Genomic DNA, 25358 nt, shown 5'->3' with positions numbered 1-25358 from the left:
CCGCAGCGAGAGCCGTGCCAGAGGTTCCGCCAAGCGACCACCCCGGCAACCGGGCGAGGCTCAGGCGCTACGAAGGTGTTCGAGCATCTCCTCCAGCTTGGCGGTGACCTTGCGTGGGTCGGCGGGCGCGACGGTGAACCACTCGCGCCCGTCGCTTCCGGTGCTCTGCTGGGTCATGTAGCAGCCCTGCTCGGTGCGGAAGACCTGCAGGCCGTTCGGCAGCTTGTGCGTCCGGTTGACCTTGCGGTCGTGACGGCGGGCCGTGATGACCGCCTCGGTGCTGCGCGGCGTGGTCATGACGTTGCCGAGCACCCGCGCGTCGTTCTGCCGGACCCCCACCGACGCCAGCGCGCTCATGGCGTTGCCGGAGGGATCGGACTTCATCCGTTGGCCCACCTGCTTGAGCAGCTCGGTGGGCACGCTGGCCGAGCCGCCGGAGAGCGGTTTGAGCTCGCCGAGCAGTTTGACGGCGTTTCCGCCGAGACCGCCGTACTCCTGCCGATCGAGCAGGATGTTCTCCGCCGAGCCGGAGTCGGGGGCGTCGGCCTGGTAGGCGCGCAGCGTGCCGCGGCCCTGCTCTGCCAGCACCGCGTTGAAGCTCTCCTCGTCGTCGCGCACCGCCATGCCGAGCGCCAGCGGTGGATAGGCGAGCAGGTGCCAGGCGTCGTCGAGGAAGGGGTGCACCTCGTCGGTCTGGATCAACCCCTGCCGCTGCAGCTCGGCCCGGCCCTCTTCCGGGATCCGGACCCGTTCGTCCTCGTCGAGCTGCACCGACAGCATGCCCACCCGCAGCAGCGGGTGGATCGTGAGGTCGTAACGCTCACACAGGTAGATGGCGGCCGCTGGGCCGACAGAGATCTGGTTCCGCACCGTCGTTTCCGTTGGTTCTGCCGCTCCGCGCACCGTGCGTTCGCGAACGCGTGGCGGAGGGAACTCGCGTGGCGACCGGCGGGGTCCGGTGGCACGGCCGGTGAGGCGTGCCAGTGGACTCGCCCATCGGGGCGTGCCCGGTGGAGCGTGCCCGCGCCGGGCGCTACGCGAGTGTTCGCCTCGGTCTCACTTGGACGGCCGTCCCGTGCTCGTGGGGGACGGCCTGTTGCCTCGTTTCGGGTTTCGCCGGTCAGCGGCCCTGTTCGTAGGGGGTCTCACCCAGTACCGGCGGGGCCACCCGCTGCATGTCGTTGGTGAACACGTCCTCGTCCTCGACCAGCCAACTCGGACGGTCGTGCTCCTCCTCGTCGCCACCATCACCCTGGCGGGCACCGGCACCACCCATCGGCGCGCCACGAGCCCCACCAGCGGCATTGGCACCCGAGACGGTCGAGCCGCCGCCCTTCGGGCCGAACGAACCCGCCCCGGAACGGCCACCAGCAGCGGGCTCACCGGCGGCGGTTCCACCGAACCCACCGGCACCGCCCGCGTAACCACCACGGGCACCACCGAGACCGCCCGCACCGCCGGCACGACCACTACCGAGGCCACCCGCGCCGCCGGCACGAGCACCGGAACCCGAACCGCCGGACACTCCGGGCGGGCCGTTCGGAGCCGGCGCCCACCGGCCGTTGTACGGATTCTGCCGCTGCCAAGCACCGTCCGGCCCCTGCCGGTAGACCGTGCCGTCCGATCCGCGCACCGCGCCCGGCGGAAGCGAGCCGCTGCCCGCGGAGCCACCACCCGAGGGGTTCACCCACGCCGAGCTCGAGCCGGCGGGCTGTGAGGTGTAGGACCCACCGCCCACACCGGAACCACCCGACGGGGCATACGAGCCACCACCGACCGAGCCGCCGGAACCTCCGGCCCACGCCGAGGACGAGGCGGCGGGCGCCGAGTATCCCGAGCCCACACTGTTGTCGAAGGTGCTGCCCGCGACCACGCTGCCCGCGCTGCCGCCGTAGTCGGCCTGCCGCGACGCGTCGGTGTCGGAGTCCTCCGACGGCTTGAACTCCGGCAGGCCCTGTGTCGCCGCCGTCGTCTGCTCCCTGTACCGACCCATCACACCGTTGGCCTCGGCATTGGTGGCCCGATAACGCTCCTGCTTCTCCTCGTAATCACTGGTCCACCCCAACCCGGGAACACCACTGATCCCGCTGTCGTCCGCCCAGTTCTTCTCAGGCGGTTCCATCTGGGCGGGACGGCCGTCCGAGAGTTTGCCACCCTCAGCCGGAAGATCCTGGAAAGTCTTGCGCTGCGCGCCCGCCTGATCGTCCAACGATTTCTGGACGGTTTCGCAGAAATCGGCCGCGTTGTCGACGACCGGCTTGACCGCGGAGACCGAAGCCTTGGCGATCTCGGCCGCACGCCCCTCGTGGGCCTCTTCGGCCTTGCCCAGCGCCGAGTTGACGGTTTCGACGATGCTCCGGAATTTCGAGGCAGCGATCTCCAGCGAGCTGGACCCCTGGCTACTCGCCGAGGGAAGTTGAGTGGCTTCAGGTGTTCCGGCCATATTGGCCCGGATGTCCTTCGCCTGACTCGCGTAACACATTATCGGAACAGTAGGACTCGAAGACATTACCCCCACCTTCTCACTTCGCCGCAGGCCAAGACGGCAACGACAGCTTCAAAGCCTTCCGCGACAAATCACACGGATTCACCTTACCAACATCATTGGGAGAAATATCCGTGGACGACATGACCACCTGATTTGCACTCGCGGCCATGTACATCGCGCAATCGGCACTACTAGCTGGATCTTCAGTATTTGCCACAACGGCAGGATACCCAGAAATGTCCAGCTTCTCAAAATATCCGTAACTCGACTGGTTGTCGTAATACTGCTGAATAGGTCGCCCGGAAAAAGCGGTCAAGGACACCGTAGTAAAAGAGTTCTCAACATTTTCCCATCGACATATGTCAGGAAGGCTAGGCTTGAGCTCGTTCGGATTATTTTCTCCGTCAGCTTCCATGCCCAGCGTGGTCGCCACGTCATTGGGCAGTAATTCACATGGAGCGAGAGAGGCGGCATCCTTCGGATTTTCTATCTCGATTCCGGACTGTGAATCCGAGGAAGCCACATTTTCAGTGGTCGTCTCTACCGAAGATTCGGTCTGCCCCGTGGAGTCAGCAGAACATGCGGCGAGCACAAAACTCAACATGAGAACGCCCGCAACCACAGCGCCACGCCGTACCTTAGCCATGAAGCTATCCACGCTACTCAGCTCTGCCTCTCGGTATCCCGCTGCGCAACCGAAGCGTTATCTTCGGCCAAGCCGTACTCTCGCAGCAGGGCATCGTAAGCGACTATCTTTTCGTCCAACTTCTTACGAATATCCTCGGCAGCGGCACGAAGCGAACCTTCGGGTCCATTCATACGATTCTTGAACGCTTCGCGCGCTTTTCCGGTAGTGTCATCGTAAGCAGTCAACTCACCGGGCTCAATCGACTCCGACTGCTCAGAGATATTTTTTGCCTCGTCCCGCGCTTTCCGCAGCTCCTTGACTGCTGCATTCAGCTTCTCGTGGTCGACGCCGAAGCCGTCCTGCTGACTCACGTCTGCTCCCCCTGGTCCCCTGGGCCATGATCCGCGACCGGGCCACATCCTGCCGGACCAGCGCACACCACGTCAGCAGAACAGACCCACTATCACTATGACGATCGACACTCTAACGTGTTCCGGAAAACACACTGCGATCACTCGAACGGCCCAGTCCATCCCCAGTGACCCCTCTTACGAGTAATAGCTACCGCCACTACTCACCCACCCGCGGGCCCCGCAACCACGTTCCCACCCCAGCACCGGCTCACCGCCAAGTCCGCTGTAGAGTTCGCGGCGGATCGCCGCTCGGTTACGGCCAGCAACGAGTCCCATGCTTTTCTGGCCGAATTCTCCTGGTCAGCAATCAGTTCGCGAAAGCAAACAAAAGAAGAAGTCCATGTCCGGACACACTTCGTATTGCTTCACTGATCTCCCCCCAATACCAGCAGCGAGATCTACGATCAGAACCGCCGCCGCTGCCACCGGATGATCGACTCGGAGCCACTACGGCAGAGCATCCGGACCACCGAGCACTAAATCTTCCGAAGAAACCTTCGGAAGCCGAACAAATCGTTACAGCAAAGTTGTGCAAGTTCGGCTGCTCTGTCGACTTTTCCCACGATTCGAACGGCTCGATCTCGGTGCATAAGCCCACAACCGCACAACACTCGGCTGTCCGCACCGGGGTTTCGTAAGTTTCGCGGGAAATCGACGCCCCGGCCCGGCCACGGCGTGAGCGGCGTCCGTTCGGAGTCAGCCCCGGTCGTAGTTGCCGGTCTTGAGACGGTCCACGAAGCCCGCCCAGGTTGCGGGGGTGACAGTGAGAGTGCCACCCGCGCGATTCTTGGTATCGCGGATACCGACGGACCGGCTGGTCAAGGCGACCTCGACGCAGTGGCCGACGTCGGTGGTTCGGCTGGAGGTTCGCCATAAGTTGCTGGGGAAGCTGGTCATTGGTATTCCTTCCGCTTGGTGCCGAGCAGTGCGTGGCTCTGTTCCGGAGAGAGTGCGAGCGTGCGCAGGTGGTTCAGGATCTCTACGTGCTGATCGACCTCGGCCTGATCGTCGAACCAGATCGTTTTGATCCGGGTCTCCACACTGACCAGTCCGGGATCGTTCGGAATGGGCACATGGAAGATGGTGAACGGCGCTGTCAACGCCGGGTGTGAGCCCAGCGATGTCGGGCACACCTGTAGCTGCACGTTGTCGAGCTTACCCAGTTCCATCAGATGTTCGAGCTGAGCGCGCATGGTCTCCGAAGACCCCACCGGGCGATCCAGCACCTGTTCCTCGACGATCATCCACGACCGGACCGGCTGCTCGGAGCGAGTGAGGATCTCCTGTCGCCGGGTACGCAGCTCGATCTTCTGGTCCAGATTGCTGTCCGAACGCTGCCTCCCACGGATCACGTCGCGGGCATAGTCGTGAGTCTGCAGCAGGCCGGGGACAAGACGAGACTCGTAGCCTTCGATTTTGGAAGCCCCACGCTCCAGTCCGAGGTAGTCGTCGAGGCCGACCGGCTCAGCAGTGAGATCGATGTTCTCCCACGCCGCCTTGTTGCCCTTGGCTTCTTCGAGCAGCGAGAGGTAGTGCTCGGTTTCGTCGGCGTGCCCGTAGATGCGCAACAGCTTTTCCAGGAACTCGGGCTTGGGAAGGTTGCGCTGCCCTTCAAGGTTGGCGATACGCCCCTCCGAGGAAGACATCAGGTGTGCCACGTGTGCCTGGGACCAGCCAAGTTCGAGACGCATCCGCGTCAGCTCCGAGGCGATTCGTCGTTTCAGCACACGTGGACTGCCGGTAAAGCTCATGACTCCTCCTCGCTGATGCCTGCTGCGACAGCAGCGTACGCAGTACCCGATCAGGTGAAGCTACTTGTGAGGTTCACTTTCTATGCGTCACGTTGAATGTGAGGTTCACAAAATATGGCTCACTTAGAGGGAGTGTTGGCGATGCTTGAGGTTCCGTTGTTGGGTTGGGGCTGGCCGGGTCCGGTGGTGTGGTGGAACCCCGTCGGCGGGTTTCGCCACGCCTTCTCCCGCGAGGTCCGGCCGCGTCCGGAGCAACAGCGCGACACGCTGTGCGGGCAGCAGGTCGTGCTGACGGATCCGTCCGAGGTGGACTGGCTGGTGCCCACCTGTGACATCTGCATGAGCGCGGCCGTCGAACACGGCCGCCAGCAGGAACAACGCGAGCAGGAGACCAGCCGCAAGCTCCGCGAACGCTTCGGCCGGGACGGAGGCGCGCTGTGACCGCGCCACCGATTCGGCTGGACGCATCGATACCGACCCTCGCCGACTCGGCCCTACTCCTCCAGCCATCGACACTGCTCCTCCAGCCAGGGGCCCTGCCGCTGCAACCACCGGTACCGCGGATCCACCCACCGGGGCTGTTCCTCCACCCCTCGGGACTGCTGCTCACGGTCGCCGTGACGCTCGCGCTGGCCCTGGTGGGCACCCTGACCCCACTACGCGGCGGGCACGGCCAACACGCCGACTCCGGGCCGGGCGCGCTGACCGTGGTACAGCTGCTCACCCAGCACACCTCGCCCGAGAACCGAACACCTCACCGGACCGGTAAAACCACCACTGTGGACGCACCTACCTCGGCAACTACCCGAAATCCCCCGCCACCACCGGGCTCGGTGCTGTGCCCACCACCGGGCTCACCCCTGGAAACGGCCACGATCGTCTTCCACGGCCCCGACCGCTCACCCGATTCCGACTGGTGGGACGCCCTCGGCCACCGGCCCGACCCCAACCCCACCCCGGCCGAACGACGCGCCCTGCTCAACCACCCCGAGTACCAACCCCCGAACGCGAGCAGACAACGACCACACCACCCCACCAGCCTCGCCGAAGAAGACCTCGCCAGGCTGCTCGAACTCCCGGAAGAATCCCGCCGAGGCCTGACGGCCCAGCCCACTCACGACGAACGGCCCCGACTCCTCGCGGCGTGATTCCCCGAAGAACGGCCCGCGAACGCGAGAAGGGCCGACACCGCACCCGCGATGTCGGCCCTCGCCGATATGTCAGTCGGTAACCGCTCGCCGCGGTCCTCGCTTCCCCCGCCTCGAAACCGACACCGGGCCCGCGCCGGACTCCGCAGCAGAACCCGGGGCTGCTCGTATCGCGCGTGGACCTCCACGAGATCCCGCGAACCGCCTACGAGCGCCGAACGTCCGGCAGGCGATCTTCCAACCACGGTGTCGGAGTTTCGACAGCGCGCATTCGGCAGCGCACGCGCCGAAACCGCTCGTCGGATCTCAGTTGTGCGAAGGCGCGGGAGTCTCGGAAGCCAGCAGCTGTTCGTAGACCACTTCGTTGACCCAGCGGGAAACGGCGGTCTGCTCCACGGGGGCGCTGTCCGCGAACGACCTGCCCTCCAGCTCCACGCGGACGCTGTTCTCGTCCGCGCTGAGCACCGCCACGCCGAACTGCCTGGCTCTGATCAGGCAGGTCGACACGAAACCGTCGCGGTCGCTGACGCTGCGCGGGACCACGATCGCCGCGTTGGTGAAGCGCGCGAAGGGCACCGCGGCGGTCAGCGCGGTACGCCAGTGCCGTGCCGGGGCGAGCACCCCGGACAGCCGCGCGGCGGCGGGTGGTACCCGGTCACTCATCTCCGGCCACACCCAGGTGGCGATCTCCGTACGGTCCAGCACCGGCGCACTTCCGACACAGACCCGCTCGGCGTGCGCGTCCGGAACCAGCTCGGCCACCGGGACGACACGCCGCCCCAGTAGCCGCAGCGCGGGCAGCACGCTGCCGGTCCAGTCGAGCGTTCCGACGGCGAGATCGGCCAGCTCCTCCACGGAGCCCGGCAGGTCACGCGTGTCGGTGAGCCCGGTCGAACAGATTCGAACCCCGTTGTCCCCGCGGTTGTCTCTCGCGGCGTATTCAGGTGTCGCGGTCAATTTTCCCGCCTCCAAGGGTGATTGCGCGAAACCAACGGCCGAAGCGGGCGGAACCGTCGGAACGGCTCCGGCGCCGCGTACTCGGCGCATCTGCACGTGCACCCGACTAGAACAGCCAGGAGGGGGTTCTATGCGCTCACCTCGGGTTCGCTGCGACAGACGGCCAGCAGACGTCGGTGACCGGTAGCTGAATGGTTCGGGAAATTCGGTCCGGCTTGACCGCCATTCGGGTGAGTAAGCGGTGAACCGCCACCCGACACCTCTCGCTGATTTTCACCAACCGGGTGAACGGTCGACATAATTCGGCCACAGCGGGGCGGATTCCCACAACCACCCGCGCTCGAAAGATCTCAACCGTCCCGGCGGCACGCGGCGGAACCGGGGAGGCCCGACGGCGGGTAGCTCGCCACCCGACGTCGGGGCTTCCCGGAGCGAGAGCCGAGGGGACGTCCCGCCGAGCGAGCACCGCAGCGACCCCACCGGAAAACCTCGATCACTCCACGCCGGCCTTCGCCCGGTTCGTCTCGGCCAGTCGTTCCCCGATCGACCCGGCGGTCCGGGAGAGGGGGCGGACCAGTTTGCCGACCTCGGCACGCGCGCTGTCGACCACCAGCCCGAGCGCGGCCACCACCTCGCCCTCGGAAAGCACGGGCACGGCCACCGAGCAGGAACCCAGCGTCATCTCCTCGGTGGTCCAGGCGAAACCGCGCCGTTGGATCCCGCCGATCTCGCGCACCAGCCTGCCCGGCTCGACGATCGTGTAAGGGGTGTGGCGGGAGAGGTGGTGGGCGCAGTACTCCTGCACCTCCTCCCGCGAGGCGTGTGCCAGCAGCACCTTGCCCACGCCGGTGGTGTGCAGCGGCAGCCTGCCGCCGCTGCGGGAGATGATCGGGGTGGAGCGCCTGCCGGTGAGCTTCTCGACGTAGACGGCCTGCAGCCCGTCGCGCACCGCCAGCTGCACGTTGGCGCCGGTCTGCTCGTGCAGCTGCTGCATGTAGGGCATGGCCACGCCGCGCAGCCCGGTGTGCACCGGAGCGAGCAGTCCGAGCTCCCACAGCCGCAACCCGATCGCGTAGCGGCCGTCGGAGTCGCGCTGCAACGCGCCCCAGTTCTCCAGCTCTCCCACCAGGCGGTGTGCGGTGGCCAGCGGGATCTCGGCGCGGTGGGAGATCTCGGTCAACGACAACCTGTCGGCGTCCGGACCGAAAGCGGTGAGCACGCTCAGCGCACGTTCGGTCACCGAACGACCTGCCTGCCTGCTGTTGCCCGCCATCGACCTCTCCCGAATCCTCGGCGTCGGGTGCCCCGGCCGCGGCACGCGGTCGCCGTGTGGCGAGAACATGCCACGTACCGGTCCTCACCCGGAAAGATACTGGGAAGATGAAACGTCACACACAGCGGATTCGGTGATCAGCCCACCGAGCGTTCACCCGAACGGCGCACCTCCGGTTCCGCGCCGATGCGCAGTGGCCTGCCCGCACCGAGGGCGGCCAACGCACCGAACAGGCACACCGCCAGCAGCAGCCACATCGACGACGTCCAGCCGCCGCTGATCTGGTGCAGCAGCCCGACGAGCAGCGGTCCGCTCGCCGCGACCAGGTAACCCACCGCCTGTGCCATCGCGGACAGCCGGGAAGCCACGGCGGCGTCCGCCGCACGCAGCCCGATCACGCTCAGCGCGAGACCGAACAGCGCTCCCATCCCGAAGCCGAGCACCACGGCGGCCACCCACATCCAGGAGAGCGGCGCCAGAAAGACCCCGAGCAGCCCCAGCGCCGAGACCGCCAGCAGCGCCACGCCCAGCACCCGCTGGTCCGCACGCCTGCCCGCCAGCAGCGGCAGCGCCATCGCGCCGAGCGCCTGCACCAGCGTGGACACCGAGAGCACCAGCCCCGCTGCCGTGGCGGCCATCCCACGGTCCTGGGCGACGGTCGGCAGCCAGCCGAACACCACGTAGGCCAGCAGCGACTGCAGCCCCATGAACGCGGTCACCTGCCAGGCCAGCGGACTGCGCAGCAGTCGCACGGCCGAAACACCGGAACCGGGGGCGACCGCGCGGCCGCGTCGCAGGAACGGCAGCCACACGAGGCCGGCCAGCAGGGCGAGCCCCGCCAGCCCGATCAGCGGCACCCGCCAGGAACCACCCGCGGCGCGCATCAGCGGCACCGCCAGCGCGGCGGCGAGGCTGCTGCCGAGCGTGAGGAACACGGTGTAGAGCGAGGTCACCAGCGTCACGCTGTCCGGGTACTCCCGCTTGATCAGCGCGGGGAGCGTGACGTTGGCGATCCCGACGGCCGCGCCGACCACGATCGTGCCGGCGAACAGCGTCGCCGCCCCCGGACCTGCGCGGAGCAGACTGCCCAGCACCAGCAGCGGCAGGCAGACCGCGACCACCCCCTCGTCGCCCCACCGGTGTCGGATGGAGGTCGCCGCGAGCGCGAACACGCCGAGGCAGACCACCGGCAGGGTCGGCAGCAGGCCCGCGACACCGGTGGAAAGCCCCAGACCCGCCGCGATGTCCGGCAGCAGCGCGCCCGCCGCCGTGAACGGCGGGCGGAGGTTCAGCGCCAGCGCCGCGATCGCCACCAGCAGCCACACCGAACGCTTGCGCACCGTCACCGACCTCCCCTCCGGCGTGTTCCCGCCAGGGGGCGCGAATCTCGCACCGGGGCCGCCGCACTCGGCTCGCTCGCCGCCGGGGAGGACGGCGCCCCACGTGGACGTCCCGCCGTGACGCGGAACGCTCCAGCAGGGCCTCGCCGGGCGGGCTCGGAGCTGATCATCGCCGTTTCGCGGCGAACAGGTGTCGAAACTGCCACTCCCACACGAAATCACGAACCCGGCCCAGCGGGAGAGCCTTCCGGATCGTGGTACGGCGCACCGGGCCGCTGCTCGGGAGAGAGCAGAGCAGCCTCGCGCCGTACGAACGCGTTTTGGCGGGAGCATCCGTCACCCGAAGTCGTCACGGGTTCAGCGCGGTCTCACGAGCACGGCGGTCCGAACATCGTGTGGTCGACGAGGGACCCGACAGGATTTCACCGCGAGGAATCCGAAGGACCGGAAACCGTCCGGAACCGTTCCGAAAATTCTTCCGTCGCTCTCGGCGCGAGAACAGCCCGCGGGGATTCTCACAGTCCCCCCACGAGAGCCACCGCGCCGAGCGCGCCGAGCGCTGTCCCGGCCCCGGCGTCGACGGCGGTGCGGACGGACCCGCGTGCGAGCGTGGGGTGGATCGAGCCGAGCGCGGTGACGTACAGGGTCCACCACGTCGCGGCGCAGCCGACCACCAGCATCCCCATGAACAGGGTCTGCACGAACACGGGCGGCCCCGACGCGAGCAGGAACTGCGGCATGAAGGTGAGGTAGAACAGTAGTGCCTTCGGGTTGAGCACGTTGTTGAGAAACCCCTGCAGGAACGGCGAGTTCGCCCGTCGCGGCGGCGGGACCGTGGTGGGAGTTCGTTGCCGCCGACGCCACAGCGACAGCAGGACGAAGCCGCCGAGCGCCAGGAGGTAGATACCTCCAGCCGTGCGCAGGATCGTCAGCATGGTGGTGCTGGCCGCTATCACCGCTGCCAGCCCACTGGCGGTGATCACGGTCAGCGACGCCAGTCCCGCGCAGATGCCCGCCATCGTCCGGTAGCCCCGTTTTCGGTCACCGGCGACGGCATTCCTGGTCACCAGCACGAAATCCGGACCGGGGACGGCCAGCATCAGCACGGTCGTGCCGATGAAGACGACAACATGCTCGATCATAAAGGTCCAATCGAGTGAGAACGGTTCGAGATTCTCGGCGCGACTGGGCCGAAGTCTCCGCCGCGAACACGGGAACGGGCAACGAATCCGTGTAGAATTCGACCGATGTCCCGGGCTGTCCCATTGGATTCGGTGGATCTCAAAATTCTGGCGGCGCTGCAGAACAATGCCCGGCTTTCCAACAAGGAGCTGGCCGCGACGGTCGGGATCGCACCGTCCACTTGTCTGGACCGGGTGAACAGACTCCGCGAGACCGGGGTCATCGTGGGGTATCAGCTACGAGTCGATCCGGCCAAGCTCGATCGATCGCTGGAAGCGCTGCTCTACGTTCGGATGCAGCCGCATCGCCGTCCGCTGGTGGAACCCTTCGTCGAACACGTCCTCAACCAGCCCGAGACCCGCGAGCTCTACCACCTGACGGGCCCCGACGACTTCCTCATCCACGTGGCGGCGGAGAACGCGAACGCCCTGCAACGACTGGTGCTCGATGAGCTCACGGCACGTGACGAGATAGCCCTGGTGCACACGAACCTCGTGTTCCAGAGGTGGCTCGGAGGCCCACTCCTGCCGCCGGAGGAGTGAGCGTCGTGCCGTCAGTCGGACCGGTCCTCGGACGGGCCGGTGGCGGGCTGCTCCTCGTCCCGCTCGGTGAGGGGGCGGTTGGGCGGCGCCGGGGGCGGGTCCTTGGTCAGCCCAGCCGCCACCACGACCGCGATGGGCAGCAGGCAGAGCACGAGCAGCACGGGGCGGTAGGACACGGTCATCGAACGCCCGATCGCCAGCAGCGGCGGTCCGAACGCGGAGGCTCCGACGGTGACGGAGTGGACCACCCCGCGGATGGAGCCGATGTGGCGCAGCCCGAAGCAGCGGGGAAAGGCCACCGCTTCCAGGGTGCGGATGCCGTTGGTGCACACGCCGAGCCCGAGTCCGTAGGCGAAGGCGGTCCAACCGGGATGGACCCACCCGGCGCCGATCGTGGCCACGGCGAGGACGGTCATGGTGGCGATGATGAGCACGCGGTCGGCCACGTGGTCGGCGAGCCAGCCGAGCAGGAAGCTGGCGGCGAGTCCGGCCAGGGTCTGCGGGATGAACACGGCCGCGGCCTGCGCGGCGCTCAGCCCCCGCTCACCGAGCAGCGAGACCTGGTGGAAGGTCAGCGCGGTGGCCACGAGGCTGCACACCCCGACACCGCTCGCGACGACCCAGAACATGCCGGTGCGCATCGCCTCGGGCAGCGTCCAGTCCACGGCGGGGCCGTTGCGGCGTCCGGTTCCGCCGCCGGCACCGGAAGTGGATTTCCGCTGATGCTCCTCGGGGCGGGGTGGGGTGCGCGGCAGCACGAGCAGCGCGGCGGGGACGACGAGCGCGAGGACGACCACCCCTTCCAGGGCCCAGACCTCACGCCAGCCCAGCTGGGAGACGAGCCGTTCGAGCAGCACCGGCACCAGGGAGATGCCCGCCGTGCCGATGGCCGAGGTGAGGCCCATCGCGAAGCCGCGGCGGCGGTGGACGTAGACGGCCACGGTGGTGGTGGCCACCAGGTTGAGCGCTCCCTGCCCGCCGACCCGGATTCCGATGAAGGCCGCGGTCAGACCGATGATTCCGGACACTGTGGACGCGGCGAGCAGGATGATCCCGAAGCAGGCCCCGATGGCGGCCATGATCGTGCGGGGGCCGAAGCGGTCGATGGCGCGCCCCAGCAGCGGCATGACGAACGCGCCGGAGATCGAACCCGCCATGTAGGCGGTCGAGACCACGGTGCGGGACAGCCCCAGTGACTCGATGATCGGATCGACGAAGACCGACACGGCCGGGGTCTGTCCCGGTGCGGTCAGCGCCAGCGCCGTCGCGGTGGGAACGACCACGCGGGACAAGCGGGGTTCGACCGCTGTCCCGGTGTCCGAAGCTGCCGTGGTGTTCGTCGCTGCCGTGGTGTTCGTCGTCGCGGCGCTGTTTCCGGAGCCGTCTGAAGTGGACACTAAGCGAGTTCCTCGGTCGACTCGTGGTGGTCGGGCGGAAGCGACGGGCTCGGTCGTAACCGACGGTATCGGACGGAAACCGGGAAGTCCGTCGAAGATCAGGGGATCACTCCGCGTCGGCGACCAGGTGACGCAGGTCCAGATCGGGGTTCAGCCGCACGAGCGAGCGCAGCGCGATGTTGTCGGTGAACACGGCCAGGGTGACACCGTCCCGGCGTTCCAGGACCTCGCTGTTGTGGGTCCGCAGCGCGGCGCTCTGGTTCCGGTCGCCGACCAGGCGCACCACCTGGTAGGGCAGTCGCTCCAGCTTGATCGGCGCGCGGAACTCGGACTCCATCCGCTGCGTGACGACGTCGAACTGCATCGGCCCGACCGCCGCCAGCACCGGAGCACCCTCACCACGAACCTCGGAGTGCAGCACCTGGATGACGCCCTCCTGGGCCAGCTGTTCGACACCGCGACGGAACTGCTTCGCCCGGCCGGGGTCACTCGTGCGAGCCACCGCGAAGTGCTCGGGGGCGAAGCTGGGGATGCCGGGGAACTCGACGGCGGGTTTGCCCTCGTACAACGTGTCCCCCACCCCGAGCGCGGTGGCGTTGACCAGGCCGACCACGTCGCCGGGGTAGGCGGTCTCGACGGTGTCGCGCTGCTGACCGAACATGTGCTGGGCGTACTTGGTGGCGAAGGGCTTGCCGGTGGCGGCGTGGGTGGCGACCATGCCGCGTTCGAACTCGCCGGAGCACACCCGGGCGAACGCCACCCGGTCCCGGTGGGCGGGGTCCATGCCGGTCTGCACCTTGAACACGAACGCCGAGAACGGCGCGTCGAGCGCTCGGGGGGTTCCTCGCGTGTCCGGCCGGGCGGCGGGTTGGGGTGCCAGCCGCACCAGCAGGTCGAGCAGCTGCCCCACCCCGAAGTTGCGCACCGCCGAACCGAACAGCACCGGGGTGGCCACGGCCGCGTGGAACGCCTCGGTGTCGAGGTCACCGCCGGATTCCGTCAACAGCTCGGACTCCTCGACGGCCCGGTCCCACTCCGCGCCGACCTCCGAGGCGGCCTCGTCGGCGGTCAGGCGGTTCTCCCGCGCGAGGTGGGCGCCGCCGTCGGAGCGCTCGTAACCGACGAACTCCCCGGACTCGCGGTCGAGCACGCCCCGGAAGTGCCCGGCCTCGCCGACCGGCCAGGTCAGCGGCATCGGCCGCAGCCCGATCCGTTCGCTGATCTCGTCGCACAGCTGCAGCGCCTCGCGCCCGGGACGGTCCCACTTGTTGATGAAGGTGATCACCGGGATGTCGCGGTGGCGGCAGACGTCGAACAGTTTCAGCGTCTGCGGTTCCAGGCCCTTGGCGGCGTCCAGCAGCATCACCGCCGAGTCCACCGCCGCCAGCACCCGGTAGGTGTCCTCGGAGAAGTCGGCGTGGCCCGGCGTGTCCAGCAGGTTGATGACGCAGTCGTCGTACTCGAACTGCAGCGCCGCCGAGGTGATCGAGATACCTCGTGCCTGTTCCATCTCCAGCCAGTCCGAGACGACCCCGCGCCGACCGGCCTTGCCGTGCACCGCACCGGCCTCCGAGATCACCTTCGCGTGCAGCGCGAGCGCCTCGGTCAGGGTCGACTTGCCCGCGTCCGGGTGGCTGATCACCGCGAAGGTGCGGCGCCGTGCCGCCTCCTTCGAGGGGTCCGCGTGCTGGGTCCGTGGGGCCGTGCTCAATCTGTCTCCCGCTGTAGCCGGATCGCCGGGGTTCGTCTCACCGGCGCTCGTCGGGGCACCACACGGCCGGACCGCCACGTCGAGCCACACTGTCCCGACACGAAAACGCTGCCGTGCCGGAGATGCCGCCGGTCGAGCCCCGGTACGCAACACTTACGTCAGTGTAGGTTTCCGCGCGCGGAGCGGTTCCGTGCCCCGGCCGGACCGAACCGCGAGAACCGCCGTCCGGCGGGAACAGCGTCGAGCTGGGTCCCGCCTCGACGGGAAACAGCGCGGTAAGCCGGGTCACACTCCGAGCTGAATCACATTCTCCCCAAAGCTTCCCTTACGTAAGGGTAGTGTTGGACTCGATCACGGGGCCCCATCGGCGTGGCCCCCACTGGGGTCAATCTCTTCCACTTCCGTCGTCACCGAAAGAAGATGATGTCGCTTCCTGCTGTCCTGCGAACACGCCCGTCCTGGCTGTCCCCGCGTGTGCTGCGCACCGAGGCACTGGCCGGACTCGTCGTCGCGCTCGCGCTCATCCCCGAGGCGATCTCGTTCTCCATCATCGCCGGGGTGGACCCGCGCGTGGGACTGTTCGCCTCGTTCACCATGGCCGTCACGCTCGCGTTCGCCGGTGGGCGCCCCGCGATGATCTCCGGCGCCACCGGGGCGATCGCGCTGGTCGTCGCTCCCGTCGCCCAGCAGCACGGCGTTGAGTACCTGGTGGCCACCGTCGTCCTGGGCGGAGTGATGCAGGCCCTGCTCGGCGCGCTCGGCGTCGCCCGGTTGATGCGCTTCCTGCCGCGCAGCGTGATGGTCGGCTTCGTCAACGCGCTGGCCATTCTCATCTTCACCGCCCAGCTGCCCTACCTGACCGACGTCTCCTGGAAGGTCTACGCGCTGGCCGCGGTCGGACTGGGCATCATGGTCGGCCTGCCCCGGCTGACCAAGGCGATCCCGGCGCCGCTGGTGGCGATCGTGGTGGTCACCGGCATCGCCGTGGGCGCGGGAATCCCCGTACCCACGGTCGGTGACCAGGGGCAGCTGCCCGACAGCCTGCCGGTGCTCGGCATTCCCGCCGTACCGATGACCTTCGAGACCCTGCGGATCATCGCCCCCTTCGCGCTGGCGTTGGCCCTGGTCGGGCTCATGGAGTCGTTGATGACGGCCAAACTCGTCGACGGCCTCACCGACACGCACTCCAACAAGACCCGCGTCTCGTGGGGGCAGGGCGTGGCCAACATCGTCACCGGCTTCTTCGGCGGCATGGGTGGCTGCGCGATGATCGGGCAGACCATGATCAATGTGAAGTCCGGCGCCCGGACCCGGCTGTCGACCTTCCTCGCCGGAGCACTGCTGCTCGTGCTCGTGCTCGCACTGGGCGACGTCGTCGCGCTGATTCCGATGGCCGCCCTGGTCGCGGTCATGGTCATGGTCGCGGTGGGCACCTTCGACTGGCACAGCATCCACCCGAGGACGCTGCGCAGGATGCCCAAGAGCGAGACCACCGTCATGCTCGCCACCGTCGCGGTCACCGTGTTCACCCACAACCTCGCCATCGGGGTCGTGGTCGGCGTGGTGGTGGCGCTGGTGCTCTTCGCACACCGAGTGGCGCACCTCGTCTCCGTGGACAGCGTCCTCGACCCGGACGGCAGCACGAAGATCTACCGCGTGACCGGCCAGCTCTTCTTCGCCTCCAGCAACGACCTGGTGTTCCAGTTCGACTACGCCAACGATCCCGCCAACGTGGTCATCGACCTGTCGGAGGCCCACGTCTGGGACGCCTCCACCGTGGCCTCACTCGACGCGATCACCACCAAGTACGAACAACGCGGCACCGAGGTGACCATCACCGGCATGAACGAAACCAGCGAGCAGCGCCACACAGCTCTCGCGGGAAATCTCGGCGGGCATCACTGATCAGGCACAACTGATCGGGCACCACTGCCGGAGCACCGCACGGGCGGTACCGCAGCCGCGCTGCAGCCCGTGCGGCCCGGCCCATTCGACCTCGGGCCTCACAACGGCGAGAGCCGGTGGGGAATTCCGTCGATTCTCCCGGCAGGGCCCGCTCAGTCGGCCAGGCGGTTGTGCAGCGTCTCGGCGAACTCCTCGGCGGTCCGCAGTCGGTTCCGCAGCCGGTCGCACTGCTCGTCGGCCTTGTTTCGGAAGCCCCGCAGCCGCTCCCGCTCCCGATCAGTCAGCTCGGTGATCTCCCGCGAGAGCAGGTCGAGCAGCTCACGCATCTCCTCGAGCTGGAACCCCAGCGGCTTCATCCGCTTGATCACGGCCAAGCGCCGCAGATCGGCCTCGGTGTACAGCCGGAACCCGCCCTGGCTGCGCGCGCTCGGCACCACCAGACCGACTTCCTCGTAGTAGCGGATCGTGCGCAACGACAGGTCGGTGCGCTCGGCGACCTCACCGATCTGCATATGCCCGTCCACCATGCCGTCCTTTCCTCACACCCGGAACGCCCGCTGTTCGCGACGACGGTGACCGTCGATTCTCGCGCACCGGCGAGCCCGGTCGGGCACGGACCATGTGTGAGGATCGGCACCGCGGGCTCCAGAGCCTCACCGAGAAGCCGCGGGGCTTCCGGGGAGGTTCGAAGTCACCCCACCCGCACTTCCGCTGAATGCTCGCCGACCTCGGCCGTACCGGCACCGGAGAGCACCTCGGAGTGCCGCCCGAACTCCAGGAAACGCGACAGCTTCCCCTCGTGGGTCAGGTGGAGTTCGTGCATGGCCCTGGTGCAGGCGATGTAGAGCATGCACCTATCCATCTCGTCGGCGTAGTTCGCGTCGTCCACGGCGGGGACCACCACGGCGTCGAACTCCAGTCCCTTGGAGACGTGTGCCGAGGTGACGACGATGCCACCGGTGAACTCCGTGCTCCCGTAGTCGAGCAGGGTCGCGGCGACACCGGTCTCGGACAGGAAGCCGTGGAGCGCCTCCGCCTGGGTAGCGGTCTTGCAGATGATCCCGAGGGAGCGGTGCTCGCTGTCCCCGTGCCGCTCGACGACGCCCAGGATCTCTTCCCGCTGCGCCCGCTCGTCGGAACAGGCGACAACCCTGGGTCGGGGCCCGTGCCGCTCGATCGGGACGAGCTTGTCGTTTCTGGAGATGCGCTGGGCGAACTCGGTGATCTCGATCGTGGAGCGGTAGCTCTTGCAAAGCTCCAGGCAGTCGGCCTCCGGGAAAACACTGTGGATCGTGGCCAGTGACGAGGAGCTGAACGGGTTCACCGACTGGTTGGAGTCGCCCAGGATCGTCATGTCGCAGGAGAAGAGCTCGCGCAGCACGGCGTACTGCACCGGTGTGTAGTCCTGCATCTCGTCGACCACGAGGTGACGGATGTGGCCGTAGCCCTCCTGCCTGGCCGTCCTGATCATGGTGTAGATCAGCGGGAACACGTCGGCGTACTCGATCCGCTTCCGGGCGAGCGGCTGGAACATGCCGCGCCGGGCCGGATCCTCGTAGAAAGCCCTGTACACGGCCAGCGCGTCCTTGTAGGGGAACATGGCGTGGACACGCCTGCGGACGCTGGCGGCGTCCGAGGACGACCACTTGCCACCGCCCCTGTCCATGACCTGCTGCTTGAGCTGGTTCACGGCCCTGCTCGCCACGCGGTCGAGCCTGGTGAAGATCGGAAGCCCTCGCGCCTCCTCGAAGGCGTCGGCGACCCAGTCGGCCGAGAGTCGCCGGCTCCTGCGCTCGACGTCGGCGGGGGTGAAATCCTCCTCCGCGCGCGCGGCGATCCACTCGTCGAGCTCGGCGACGAACTCGGGGGTCGCCTTGTAGCGCATCCGCTCGGCAGCCGCCTCGTCGCCGTTCTCCAGGAGCTTGACCACCTGCTCGCTGAACGTCTCGTAGCCGGTGACCTTGGCCAGGAACGTGCCCGCGATCCTGTCGAAGTCGATCTCCGAGACCTGCTCCTCGCCCAGCTCGGGAAGCACGTCGGCGATGTAGTCGCCGAAGACCCTGTTTGGGGAGAGGATCATGATGTTGTCGGACGAGAGGGTGTCCTTGAAGCGGTAGAGCAAAAACGCAACGCGGTGCAGCGCGATCGACGTCTTCCCGGAGCCGGCCACGCCCTGCAGGATCAGCACCCGTGCCGTCTCGTTGCGGATCACGGCGTTCTGCTCCCGCTGGATGGTCGCCACGATGTTCTTCATCCGGTCGTCGGCGGATTCGCCCAGCTCCCGCCGCAGCACGTCGTCACCGATGTTCAGCGAGCTCTCGAACATGTACTCCAGCTGCCCGCCCCGGATCTTGTACTGGCGCTTGCCGGTGATCTCGCCGTGGATGGTGCCCACCGGCGCCTCGAAGTGCGCCTCCCCGGATTCGAAGTCGTAGAACAGCGTGGCGACCGGCGCGCGCCAGTCGTGGATCAGGATCTCCTGGGTCTCGGGGTCCGAGAAGTTGTGCACCCCGATGTAGTGGGCACCGGACTCCGCGTCGCTTTCCGCGCGGAAGTCAACGCGCCCGAAGTAGGGGGATTCCAGCAGCCGTTCGACGCGTTCCCGCCGCTCGACCGAGTGCTCCCCCTGGGCGACCGACAGGTCCACGTCGACGCGGAACCTGGCCTTCTCGGAGCTGTCCATGTCGCGCCAGTGCTCCCACAGGTGCTCCTTCTGCGCCTGGATGAACTCGGCGGACCTGTCGATGGAATCGACCAGCCGCTCCAACTCCGCGTTCAGCAGCCGCGTCGTCTCGGCCAGATGCCGACGCTCCCGTTCTTCCTCTCGCGTCCCCGCGTCCGTCAAGGCCACCTCCGGGTCGGACTTCCGGGCAGAACCTACCCTTACGTGAGGGTAGAGTAATGGCTCGATCACGGTCCCCACCGGTACGCGGACAGGCATGGCTCGCGGGTATCCCGGGTTGTGCCGCGACGACGGGAGCCGACGTCGCGGGGTGGTCTCGACGACCGGGGCCGGAACTTCCTACTGCCGCACCCATCGGATACCGGGAATCCGACGACGCCCCCACACCCTCCGGCCGGAACGATCCGATCCCCCGCTCCACGACCGAGCACGGTAGGCAGTCCACGTCTCGGAGCTGCGTTGCGGACACCCGCGACGAGCGACGGAGGCGGAATGGGCACTCCTCCAGCGCGGGAGGAGTTCGCCTAGTTGAGGCGTCTAGTTGACGCAGGGAATGTCCTCGGCGGTGATGGCGTCGTCGCTGGGAGCTGGCGGGCTCGCGAGGGATGGGGACGAATCGGGGTTCAGCGACAGCGGCGCCGAGGAGGTGAAGCCTTGTGCGGCGCCGGGTCCTTCGTAGTCGTCGCCGAGCAGGACTCGGATCTCGTCGGAGTCGAGTCCGTCGTCCGCAGTGACGGGGAGACCGTCGAGCAGCTCGGCGACGTAACTCGCGGCGGTGTCGGCCCCAGGCCCGAAGGTGACACGGGAGGTGTCACGTTCGGCGGCGTTGCCGACGTCGCCGACCGGTACGTCCTCCTCGTCCAGGTCATCGTGGACACGACCGGCGAGTCCGGTGATGTCGGTGGTGTTGCGCACGTCGACCGTGGTGGCCGCGAGTTGTCGCGGGGGCTCCGGCTGCGGTGACCGCCCGTCGTTGACACGTTGGATGGTCTCGCGAACCTCGTCCGGATCGACTTTGACGGCCAGCCCGTCGGGGGTGTCGTAGGCGGGGTCCTGTACGGGAATCGTGTCGAAGGTGATGTTCCCGCCTGCGAGACCGTTCATCTGCTGTGCGAATTCCAGTACGTCCCAGCCCGAGTCGAGCACCACCGAGCGTTCTATCGAGCTGAACAGCCGGTCGAGGCGGGCGGGATTGGACAATGTTCCGCTGGAGAGCATCGAACGCGCCAGGCCCGCGATGAACGCCTGCTGGCGCACCACGCGATCGAGGTCACCGCGGGGCAAACCGTGGCGTTGCCGCACGAAGGCCAACGCGTCACCGCCGGAGATGGTTTGTCGACCAGCGGGGAAGTCCGCTCCGGAGTACGGGTCGTCGACGGCGTTCTTCAAGCACACCTCCACCCCACCGACGGCCTTCGTCAGCCGGTAGAAACCGAGCAGGTTGACCTCTGCGTAGTGGTCGATGCCGACGCCGGTCAGGTCGGTCACCGTGTCCACGAGCAGTTCTCGGCCGGCTTCGGCGGAACGACGTTCCAGCTCGGCCGAATCCGATACTCCTTCGGAGCGAAGCTCGTCGGCGGCCTGCGCCTTGGCACGCCCGAAAGCGGAGTTGATCTTGTGCTTGCCGTAGCCGTCCGGCATCGAGACGTAGGTGTCACGCGGGATCGAATAGGCGACGGCCCGCGAACGGTCACGGGGAATGTGCAGCAGGATCAGCGTGTCGGTGAGTTCGGCCTCGTTGTCACCGGCACGCAGCCGTCGGAGCAGATCATCGGGTAACGGGTTGCCGTTGGCGTCGGTACGGCTGTCCTTGCCGACGAGCAGAATGTCCATCGAGCCGTCGGCACTGACCTTGGAGGTGACATCGCTGGTGTTGAGGCGGCCCTCGAGGTCGTTGAGAATCAGCCACGCGTAGCCACTGAGAACGAACACCGCAACCGACATCAGTGCCAGCATCGACCTCAACACAGCACGTAGGGCCCGGCTCGGGCGGACGGGGCGTCGCGACGCCGCGCGGATGGGGCGTGTGACGGGCTCGTCAGGAGATCGCCGCGAGTTCCTACGCGATCGGTGGGAGGCATTCGAGGAAGAGGGCGGCGCACTGGTGCGTTCCTGCCGGTCTTCGGGAAGAGATCCGGAATGCCGTGAGTCGGCATGGTAGCCGCTATAGGGCCTGCGCTGCTCACGACCGGTTCCGGGCTGCTGCTCGTCCGGCACGGCGACCTCCGTGTCTACGACGACCCCACGCGCGCACCGTGGCTCGCTTCGACGTGCAGCTTACCGCTACGGCGGCCTCGCTCACTGCGGCACACGTCCCCGGCCGCCTGTACGGTGTCGGCACCGCTTTCGATCACAAGGAGTGCGCATGCCCGACATCGGAGACGGTGTCAGCGTCCTGACGGACCTTCCGTGGCCCCTGGTGATCGCACTGGCCGGCTTACTGGCGCTGAGCGAGTGCACCATCGGGCTGGGCTTCCTCATCCCCGGTGAGACAGCCCTGTTCCTCGCAGGTGCGAGTGTGACCGAACCCAGTTACTTCCTGGGCTTGGTCGCCGTCGTCGCGGGCTGCGCGTGCGCCGGCGACTGCTTCGGTTACTGGCTGGGATGCCGTTTCGGCACCCGCATGCGGCAAACGCGGATCGTGACCAGACTCGGGCGGCAGCACTGGGACCGTGCCGCGGCGATGCTGCGTCAGCACGGCAGTGGGGCAGTGTTCACCGCCCGGTTCCTGCCCGTCGTGCGCACCCTGACCCCTGCCGCCGCCGGGGCCAGCGGGCTGTCCTTCCGTCGGTTTCTGCCCGCCTCGCTGTTCGGAGCGTGTGGCTGGTCATTGCTGCACGTGGGCCTCGGTACAGCAGCCGGGGCTTCGGCCACCTACCTCGAGGACGTGCTCGGACGTGCGAGCTGGATTCTCTTCGCCGCCCTCGCCCTCATTGTCGTGAGCACGCTGCTCTGGCGTCGATACCGTCGGAGGACCCCGGAAAGCGGAAACGACCGACAGGGCGGGCGATCCTCGATTTCAGTAGACCGGTCCCCGCAAGATTCCCCGAACCACTGAGTTCCCGAGTTCGGTAGCCCAGGAAAGCCGCATGAGCCGAGAACGAATACCGGCCCGACATCGTCCCGGCTCGTATGCCTGGCTGGGCCCGCTCGCCCTGTGCCTGGGCATCGCGAGCTGGGTGTTGCTCGTACCCGGCGTGGTATGTGCCGTCGGCGCCGTGGTCTGCGGCGCGGCCTCGGTGACAACCCGGGGCGACCACCGTCTCGACATCACCGCGCTACTCGGTATCGCGCTCGGGGCGGCACACGTGCTGGTTTCGATCATGCTGTTGTTGTGGACGATGCGCTGACGCGGACCTACACCTCGACAGTGCTCCTCGCCGACAGTGCTCCTCGCCGACGGGGCTCCTCGCCGACGGGCGGACACGGGAGCATTGACACGCCGGGGACGCGTGACCGGGCAGCCCTCCCGCTTCCGGGGTAGCGCGCTGTCGACACTTCCCTCCGGAAGCTCGTCGCTTCCTCAACGCTGTTCGCCGGACATGGAATGCAGTCGGGCGATGCGGTCGCGCGTGTCGGGATGAGTGGAGAACAGCCGCATCATCGTCTTACCCGAGAACGGGTTGGCGATCATCAGCGAGCTGACCGGAGCGGTCTCGGAACTTTCCGGCAGCGGGCGTCCCTGGGCGACACGCTCGATCTTGTCCAGCGCACTGGCCAGAGCCAGCGGATCACCAGTGGCCTCAGCACCGGACGCGTCGGCGGCGTACTCCCGGGAACGGCTGATCGCGGCCTGAATCAGCCCGGCGGCCACCGGACCCAGCACCGCCATGAGGATGATCTCGAAAAAGCTCGGACCGTCCTCGTCCCCGCCGAACCCGAACAGCGCCCCCAGCTGGGCGATGTTGACCAGAATCATGACCATGCTGGCCAGTCCGGCCGCCACCGAGGAGATCAGAATGTCCCGATTACCCACGTGACTGAGTTCGTGTCCCAGCACACCACGGAGTTCCCGCTCGTCGAGAATCTCCAGAATCCCCGACGTCACGCACACCGCCGCGTTGGAGGGGTTGCGACCGGTGGCGAACGCGTTGGGACTGTCCGTAGGGCTCAGGTACAGCCGGGGCATGGGCATCCCCTTGGTGGCGGCGAGCTCGGCCACGATCGCGTGCAGGCGCGGGGCCCGGTTCGGCCCGATCTCCTCGGCACGCATCGCCCGGATCGCGAGCCTGTCCGAGTAGAAGTACGAGACGCCGTTGAGCCCCAGCGCCACCACGGCGGCGAGCAGCAGGCCGACGGTGCCGCCGAGAACCTGGCCGACCAGCAGAATCAACGCCGACAGGCCGCCCAGCAGGACGGCGGTCTTGAGTCCGTTGCGGAGTCTGTGCACCTCTACCTCATCTCGAATCGGAGCGGGCCGGACAGAACCCTTTCCGTCCTCGAACGGACCTGCGGGGCCGCTGATTCCCGACCGAACACCTCGGTACGAGCACGAGCCGTAGTACACCCGCTCGTCGGACCGAACGGGTGCGTGCGCGGCGTTGCGTGCGCGGCGCCGCGTGCGCGGGCACAACCCGTTCATCACGAGTCGATAACGATCACCGGATCGTCACGGTCCGTGAGGAACCGCTGATAACGGGCACACGTTGCCCGGCCCGAATCCGATCGTACGGAACACAGGAGCGGTGATGTTCAAGAAGATGCTGCAAGCCGTCGGCGTGGGCGGACCGTCGGTGGACGCCGTCCTGAGCAACGACACGGCCCGACCGGGTGGGGCCGTTTTCGGTGAGGTCCGGGTCGGCGGCGCCAGCACGGATACCGAGATACAGCAGGTCGTGCTGACCCTCGTGGCCGAGGTGGAAATCGGCGACGACGAGAAGCGGGCCATGCCGCTGCAGCAGGTCACCGTCGCCGAAGAGCTACACCTGAGCGGTGAGGAATACCACACCATCCCCTTCAGCGTGCCCGTGCCGTGGGAAGCACCGATCACGACGGTCTTCGGTGAAAAGTTGCGAGGCATGCACCTGGGGCTCAGCACGCAGGTCGCGGTGGCCAAGGCGGTCGACACCAGTGACCTGGACCCGGTCCACATCGAGCCGCTGGAGTCCCAGCTCCCGGTGATCAAAGCTCTGCTGGACCTGGGAGCCCGGGTCAAGGACGCCGACCTAGAACACGGCCACATCCACGGCACCCCGCAGCAACTGCCGTTCTACCAGGAGATCGAGTTCTTCCCGCCGGCCCAGTTGGCCGGACTTGTCGAGGAGATCGAACTCACCTTCGTCGCACACCCCGACGGCATCGACATCGTGCTGCAGGCCGACAAGCGGGGCGGGATGTTCACCCCCGACGGCGAGGCCATCGGGCGCCTCCGGCGAAGCCACGAGGAAGCCGTCCACACCGACTGGCACGCCGAGCTCACCCACTGGCTCGAAAGCGTGGCCACCAGTCACGAGTCCGGCATTCACGGACACGGCGGCATCCACACGCACCACGTGCACGAACACCACGGGCATCCGGAACACGAGGAGGAGCATTCCGGTCCCGGTATGGGAGGCATGATCGCCGCCGGTGCGGGCGGACTGGCCGTCGGCGCGGTGGGCGGCATGGTCGTCGGGGAAATGCTCGACGGCGATGAGGAAGAGGGCGAGGTCGACGAGGAGGAGCTCGCCGAGGAACTCGCGGAGGAGATGGAAGAGGAGTAACCGACCGCTCCTCACGAGCGATGGTGTCGTGGCCGCTGACCGGCGCCACGACACCCCCATGGCCACGCCTCAGGTCGGCCAGCGGATGTTCGGGTTGCTCGGGCACGGCGACGTCGTCCATCCTGACCACCGGCGACGGGCGATCGCGTCCCAGAGGCTCCGGACCGCGTTCGTTCCGCAGTCCGGTGACACCCACGAAACCCGCGCGGAGCGACATCTGCCAGGGGACGTTGAGACG

At 67.5% G+C, this 25358-nt stretch carries 23 protein-coding genes; 7 read left to right on the top strand and 16 right to left on the bottom strand.

Annotated elements, in window-relative coordinates; genetic code table 11:
- Positions 1-60: 60 nt before the first annotated feature.
- From BLR41_RS11280 to BLR41_RS11255, 6 genes are all read right to left on the bottom strand, one after another.
- Positions 61-870 (bottom strand): ESX secretion-associated protein EspG, encoded by an 810-nt coding sequence (locus BLR41_RS11280; RefSeq protein WP_092628013.1) that lies wholly within the window; start codon positions 868-870, stop codon positions 61-63.
- A gap of 250 nt (positions 871-1120) precedes the next feature.
- Positions 1121-2509 carry a hypothetical protein gene (locus BLR41_RS22865; protein ID WP_176797949.1) on the bottom strand — a complete coding sequence of 463 codons (1389 nt, stop codon included), beginning with the start codon at positions 2507-2509 and terminating at the stop codon, positions 1121-1123.
- A gap of 13 nt (positions 2510-2522) precedes the next feature.
- The gene (locus BLR41_RS11270) at positions 2523-3134 is read right to left on the bottom strand and encodes a DUF3558 domain-containing protein (RefSeq protein WP_143013056.1); all 612 of its coding nucleotides are present in this window, start codon (positions 3132-3134) and stop codon (positions 2523-2525) included.
- A gap of 17 nt (positions 3135-3151) precedes the next feature.
- Positions 3152-3487 carry a hypothetical protein gene (locus tag BLR41_RS11265; protein WP_092628010.1) on the bottom strand — a complete coding sequence of 112 codons (336 nt, stop codon included), beginning with the start codon at positions 3485-3487 and terminating at the stop codon, positions 3152-3154.
- A 738-nt stretch (positions 3488-4225) separates the two neighbouring features.
- Positions 4226-4426 carry a DUF397 domain-containing protein gene (locus BLR41_RS11260; protein ID WP_092628009.1) on the bottom strand — a complete coding sequence of 67 codons (201 nt, stop codon included), beginning with the start codon at positions 4424-4426 and terminating at the stop codon, positions 4226-4228.
- Entirely contained in the window at positions 4423-5280 is an 858-nt protein-coding gene (locus BLR41_RS11255) for a helix-turn-helix domain-containing protein (RefSeq protein ID WP_092628007.1), read from the bottom strand. The genes BLR41_RS11260 and BLR41_RS11255 overlap by 4 nt, the downstream gene beginning before the upstream one ends.
- 141 nt (positions 5281-5421) lie before the next feature.
- Here BLR41_RS11255 and BLR41_RS11250 point away from each other — a divergent pair, with 141 nt between their 5' ends.
- Together BLR41_RS11250 and BLR41_RS11245 are read left to right on the top strand one after the other, a co-directional pair.
- Positions 5422-5721, top strand: coding sequence for an HC3 family zinc finger protein (locus tag BLR41_RS11250; RefSeq protein WP_092628006.1), 300 nt, complete (start codon positions 5422-5424; stop codon positions 5719-5721).
- Entirely contained in the window at positions 5718-6428 is a 711-nt protein-coding gene (locus tag BLR41_RS11245) for a hypothetical protein (RefSeq protein WP_092628005.1), read from the top strand. Before BLR41_RS11250 ends, BLR41_RS11245 begins: the two co-directional genes overlap by 4 nt.
- Positions 6429-6734: 306 nt before the next feature.
- Here BLR41_RS11245 and BLR41_RS11240 read toward each other — a convergent pair whose 3' ends face one another.
- From BLR41_RS11240 to BLR41_RS11225, 4 genes are all read right to left on the bottom strand, one after another.
- A complete protein-coding gene (locus BLR41_RS11240; protein ID WP_092628004.1) occupies positions 6735-7385 on the bottom strand; it encodes a hypothetical protein in 651 nt (216 codons plus the stop codon).
- A 493-nt stretch (positions 7386-7878) separates the two neighbouring features.
- Complete coding sequence (locus BLR41_RS11235; RefSeq protein WP_092628002.1) at positions 7879-8658, bottom strand: IclR family transcriptional regulator; 780 nt, start codon at positions 8656-8658, stop codon at positions 7879-7881.
- Between the two features lie 137 nt (positions 8659-8795).
- Positions 8796-10004, bottom strand: a complete 1209-nt coding sequence (locus BLR41_RS11230) for a CynX/NimT family MFS transporter (RefSeq protein WP_218120079.1) — start codon at positions 10002-10004, stop codon at positions 8796-8798.
- Positions 10005-10513: 509 nt separating this feature from the next.
- Entirely contained in the window at positions 10514-11140 is a 627-nt protein-coding gene (locus tag BLR41_RS11225) for a LysE family translocator (RefSeq protein ID WP_143013055.1), read from the bottom strand.
- A 105-nt stretch (positions 11141-11245) separates the two neighbouring features.
- Here BLR41_RS11225 and BLR41_RS11220 point away from each other — a divergent pair, with 105 nt between their 5' ends.
- Positions 11246-11722 carry an Lrp/AsnC family transcriptional regulator gene (locus BLR41_RS11220; RefSeq protein ID WP_092628000.1) on the top strand — a complete coding sequence of 159 codons (477 nt, stop codon included), beginning with the start codon at positions 11246-11248 and terminating at the stop codon, positions 11720-11722.
- A gap of 11 nt (positions 11723-11733) precedes the next feature.
- Here BLR41_RS11220 and BLR41_RS11215 read toward each other — a convergent pair whose 3' ends face one another.
- Complete coding sequence (locus BLR41_RS11215; RefSeq protein ID WP_092627998.1) at positions 11734-13119, bottom strand: MFS transporter; 1386 nt, start codon at positions 13117-13119, stop codon at positions 11734-11736.
- A 106-nt stretch (positions 13120-13225) separates the two neighbouring features.
- Positions 13226-14830 (bottom strand): peptide chain release factor 3, encoded by a 1605-nt coding sequence (locus BLR41_RS11210; RefSeq protein WP_092627997.1) that lies wholly within the window; start codon positions 14828-14830, stop codon positions 13226-13228.
- A 420-nt stretch (positions 14831-15250) separates the two neighbouring features.
- On the opposite strand from BLR41_RS11210, the gene BLR41_RS11205 reads away from it, so the two are divergent.
- Positions 15251-16735: a SulP family inorganic anion transporter gene (locus tag BLR41_RS11205; protein ID WP_218120078.1), complete on the top strand. Its 1485-nt coding sequence runs from the start codon at positions 15251-15253 to the stop codon at positions 16733-16735.
- A 152-nt stretch (positions 16736-16887) separates the two neighbouring features.
- Here the strand turns inward: BLR41_RS11205 and BLR41_RS11200 are convergent, their stop codons facing one another.
- From BLR41_RS11200 to BLR41_RS11190, 3 genes are all read right to left on the bottom strand, one after another.
- Positions 16888-17262: a MerR family transcriptional regulator gene (locus BLR41_RS11200; protein ID WP_092627995.1), complete on the bottom strand. Its 375-nt coding sequence runs from the start codon at positions 17260-17262 to the stop codon at positions 16888-16890.
- A 164-nt stretch (positions 17263-17426) separates the two neighbouring features.
- On the bottom strand, positions 17427-19586 hold the full coding sequence (locus BLR41_RS11195; RefSeq protein WP_245694070.1) for a HelD family protein: 2160 nt from the start codon (positions 19584-19586) through the stop codon (positions 17427-17429).
- A gap of 369 nt (positions 19587-19955) precedes the next feature.
- On the bottom strand, positions 19956-21374 hold the full coding sequence (locus BLR41_RS11190) for an LCP family protein (protein WP_218120077.1): 1419 nt from the start codon (positions 21372-21374) through the stop codon (positions 19956-19958).
- A 409-nt stretch (positions 21375-21783) separates the two neighbouring features.
- Between BLR41_RS11190 and BLR41_RS11185 the strand changes: the two genes are divergently transcribed.
- Together BLR41_RS11185 and BLR41_RS11180 are read left to right on the top strand one after the other, a co-directional pair.
- Positions 21784-22476, top strand: a complete 693-nt coding sequence (locus BLR41_RS11185; protein ID WP_092627993.1) for a DedA family protein — start codon at positions 21784-21786, stop codon at positions 22474-22476.
- 31 nt (positions 22477-22507) lie between these two features.
- On the top strand, positions 22508-22768 hold the full coding sequence (locus BLR41_RS11180) for a hypothetical protein (protein ID WP_092627992.1): 261 nt from the start codon (positions 22508-22510) through the stop codon (positions 22766-22768).
- A gap of 173 nt (positions 22769-22941) precedes the next feature.
- On the opposite strand, the gene BLR41_RS11175 is transcribed toward BLR41_RS11180, so the two are convergent.
- On the bottom strand, positions 22942-23808 hold the full coding sequence (locus BLR41_RS11175) for a M48 family metalloprotease (RefSeq protein WP_092627990.1): 867 nt from the start codon (positions 23806-23808) through the stop codon (positions 22942-22944).
- Between the two features lie 298 nt (positions 23809-24106).
- On the opposite strand from BLR41_RS11175, the gene BLR41_RS11170 reads away from it, so the two are divergent.
- Entirely contained in the window at positions 24107-25120 is a 1014-nt protein-coding gene (locus tag BLR41_RS11170; protein WP_218120076.1) for a sporulation protein, read from the top strand.
- Positions 25121-25358 lie beyond the last annotated feature (238 nt).

Origin of the sequence: Actinopolyspora mzabensis (genome assembly GCF_900101095.1) — a bacterium.
GTDB classification, from domain to species: domain Bacteria; phylum Actinomycetota; class Actinomycetes; order Mycobacteriales; family Pseudonocardiaceae; genus Actinopolyspora; species Actinopolyspora mzabensis.
This window is presented reverse-complemented; position numbering and strand designations above follow the sequence as displayed.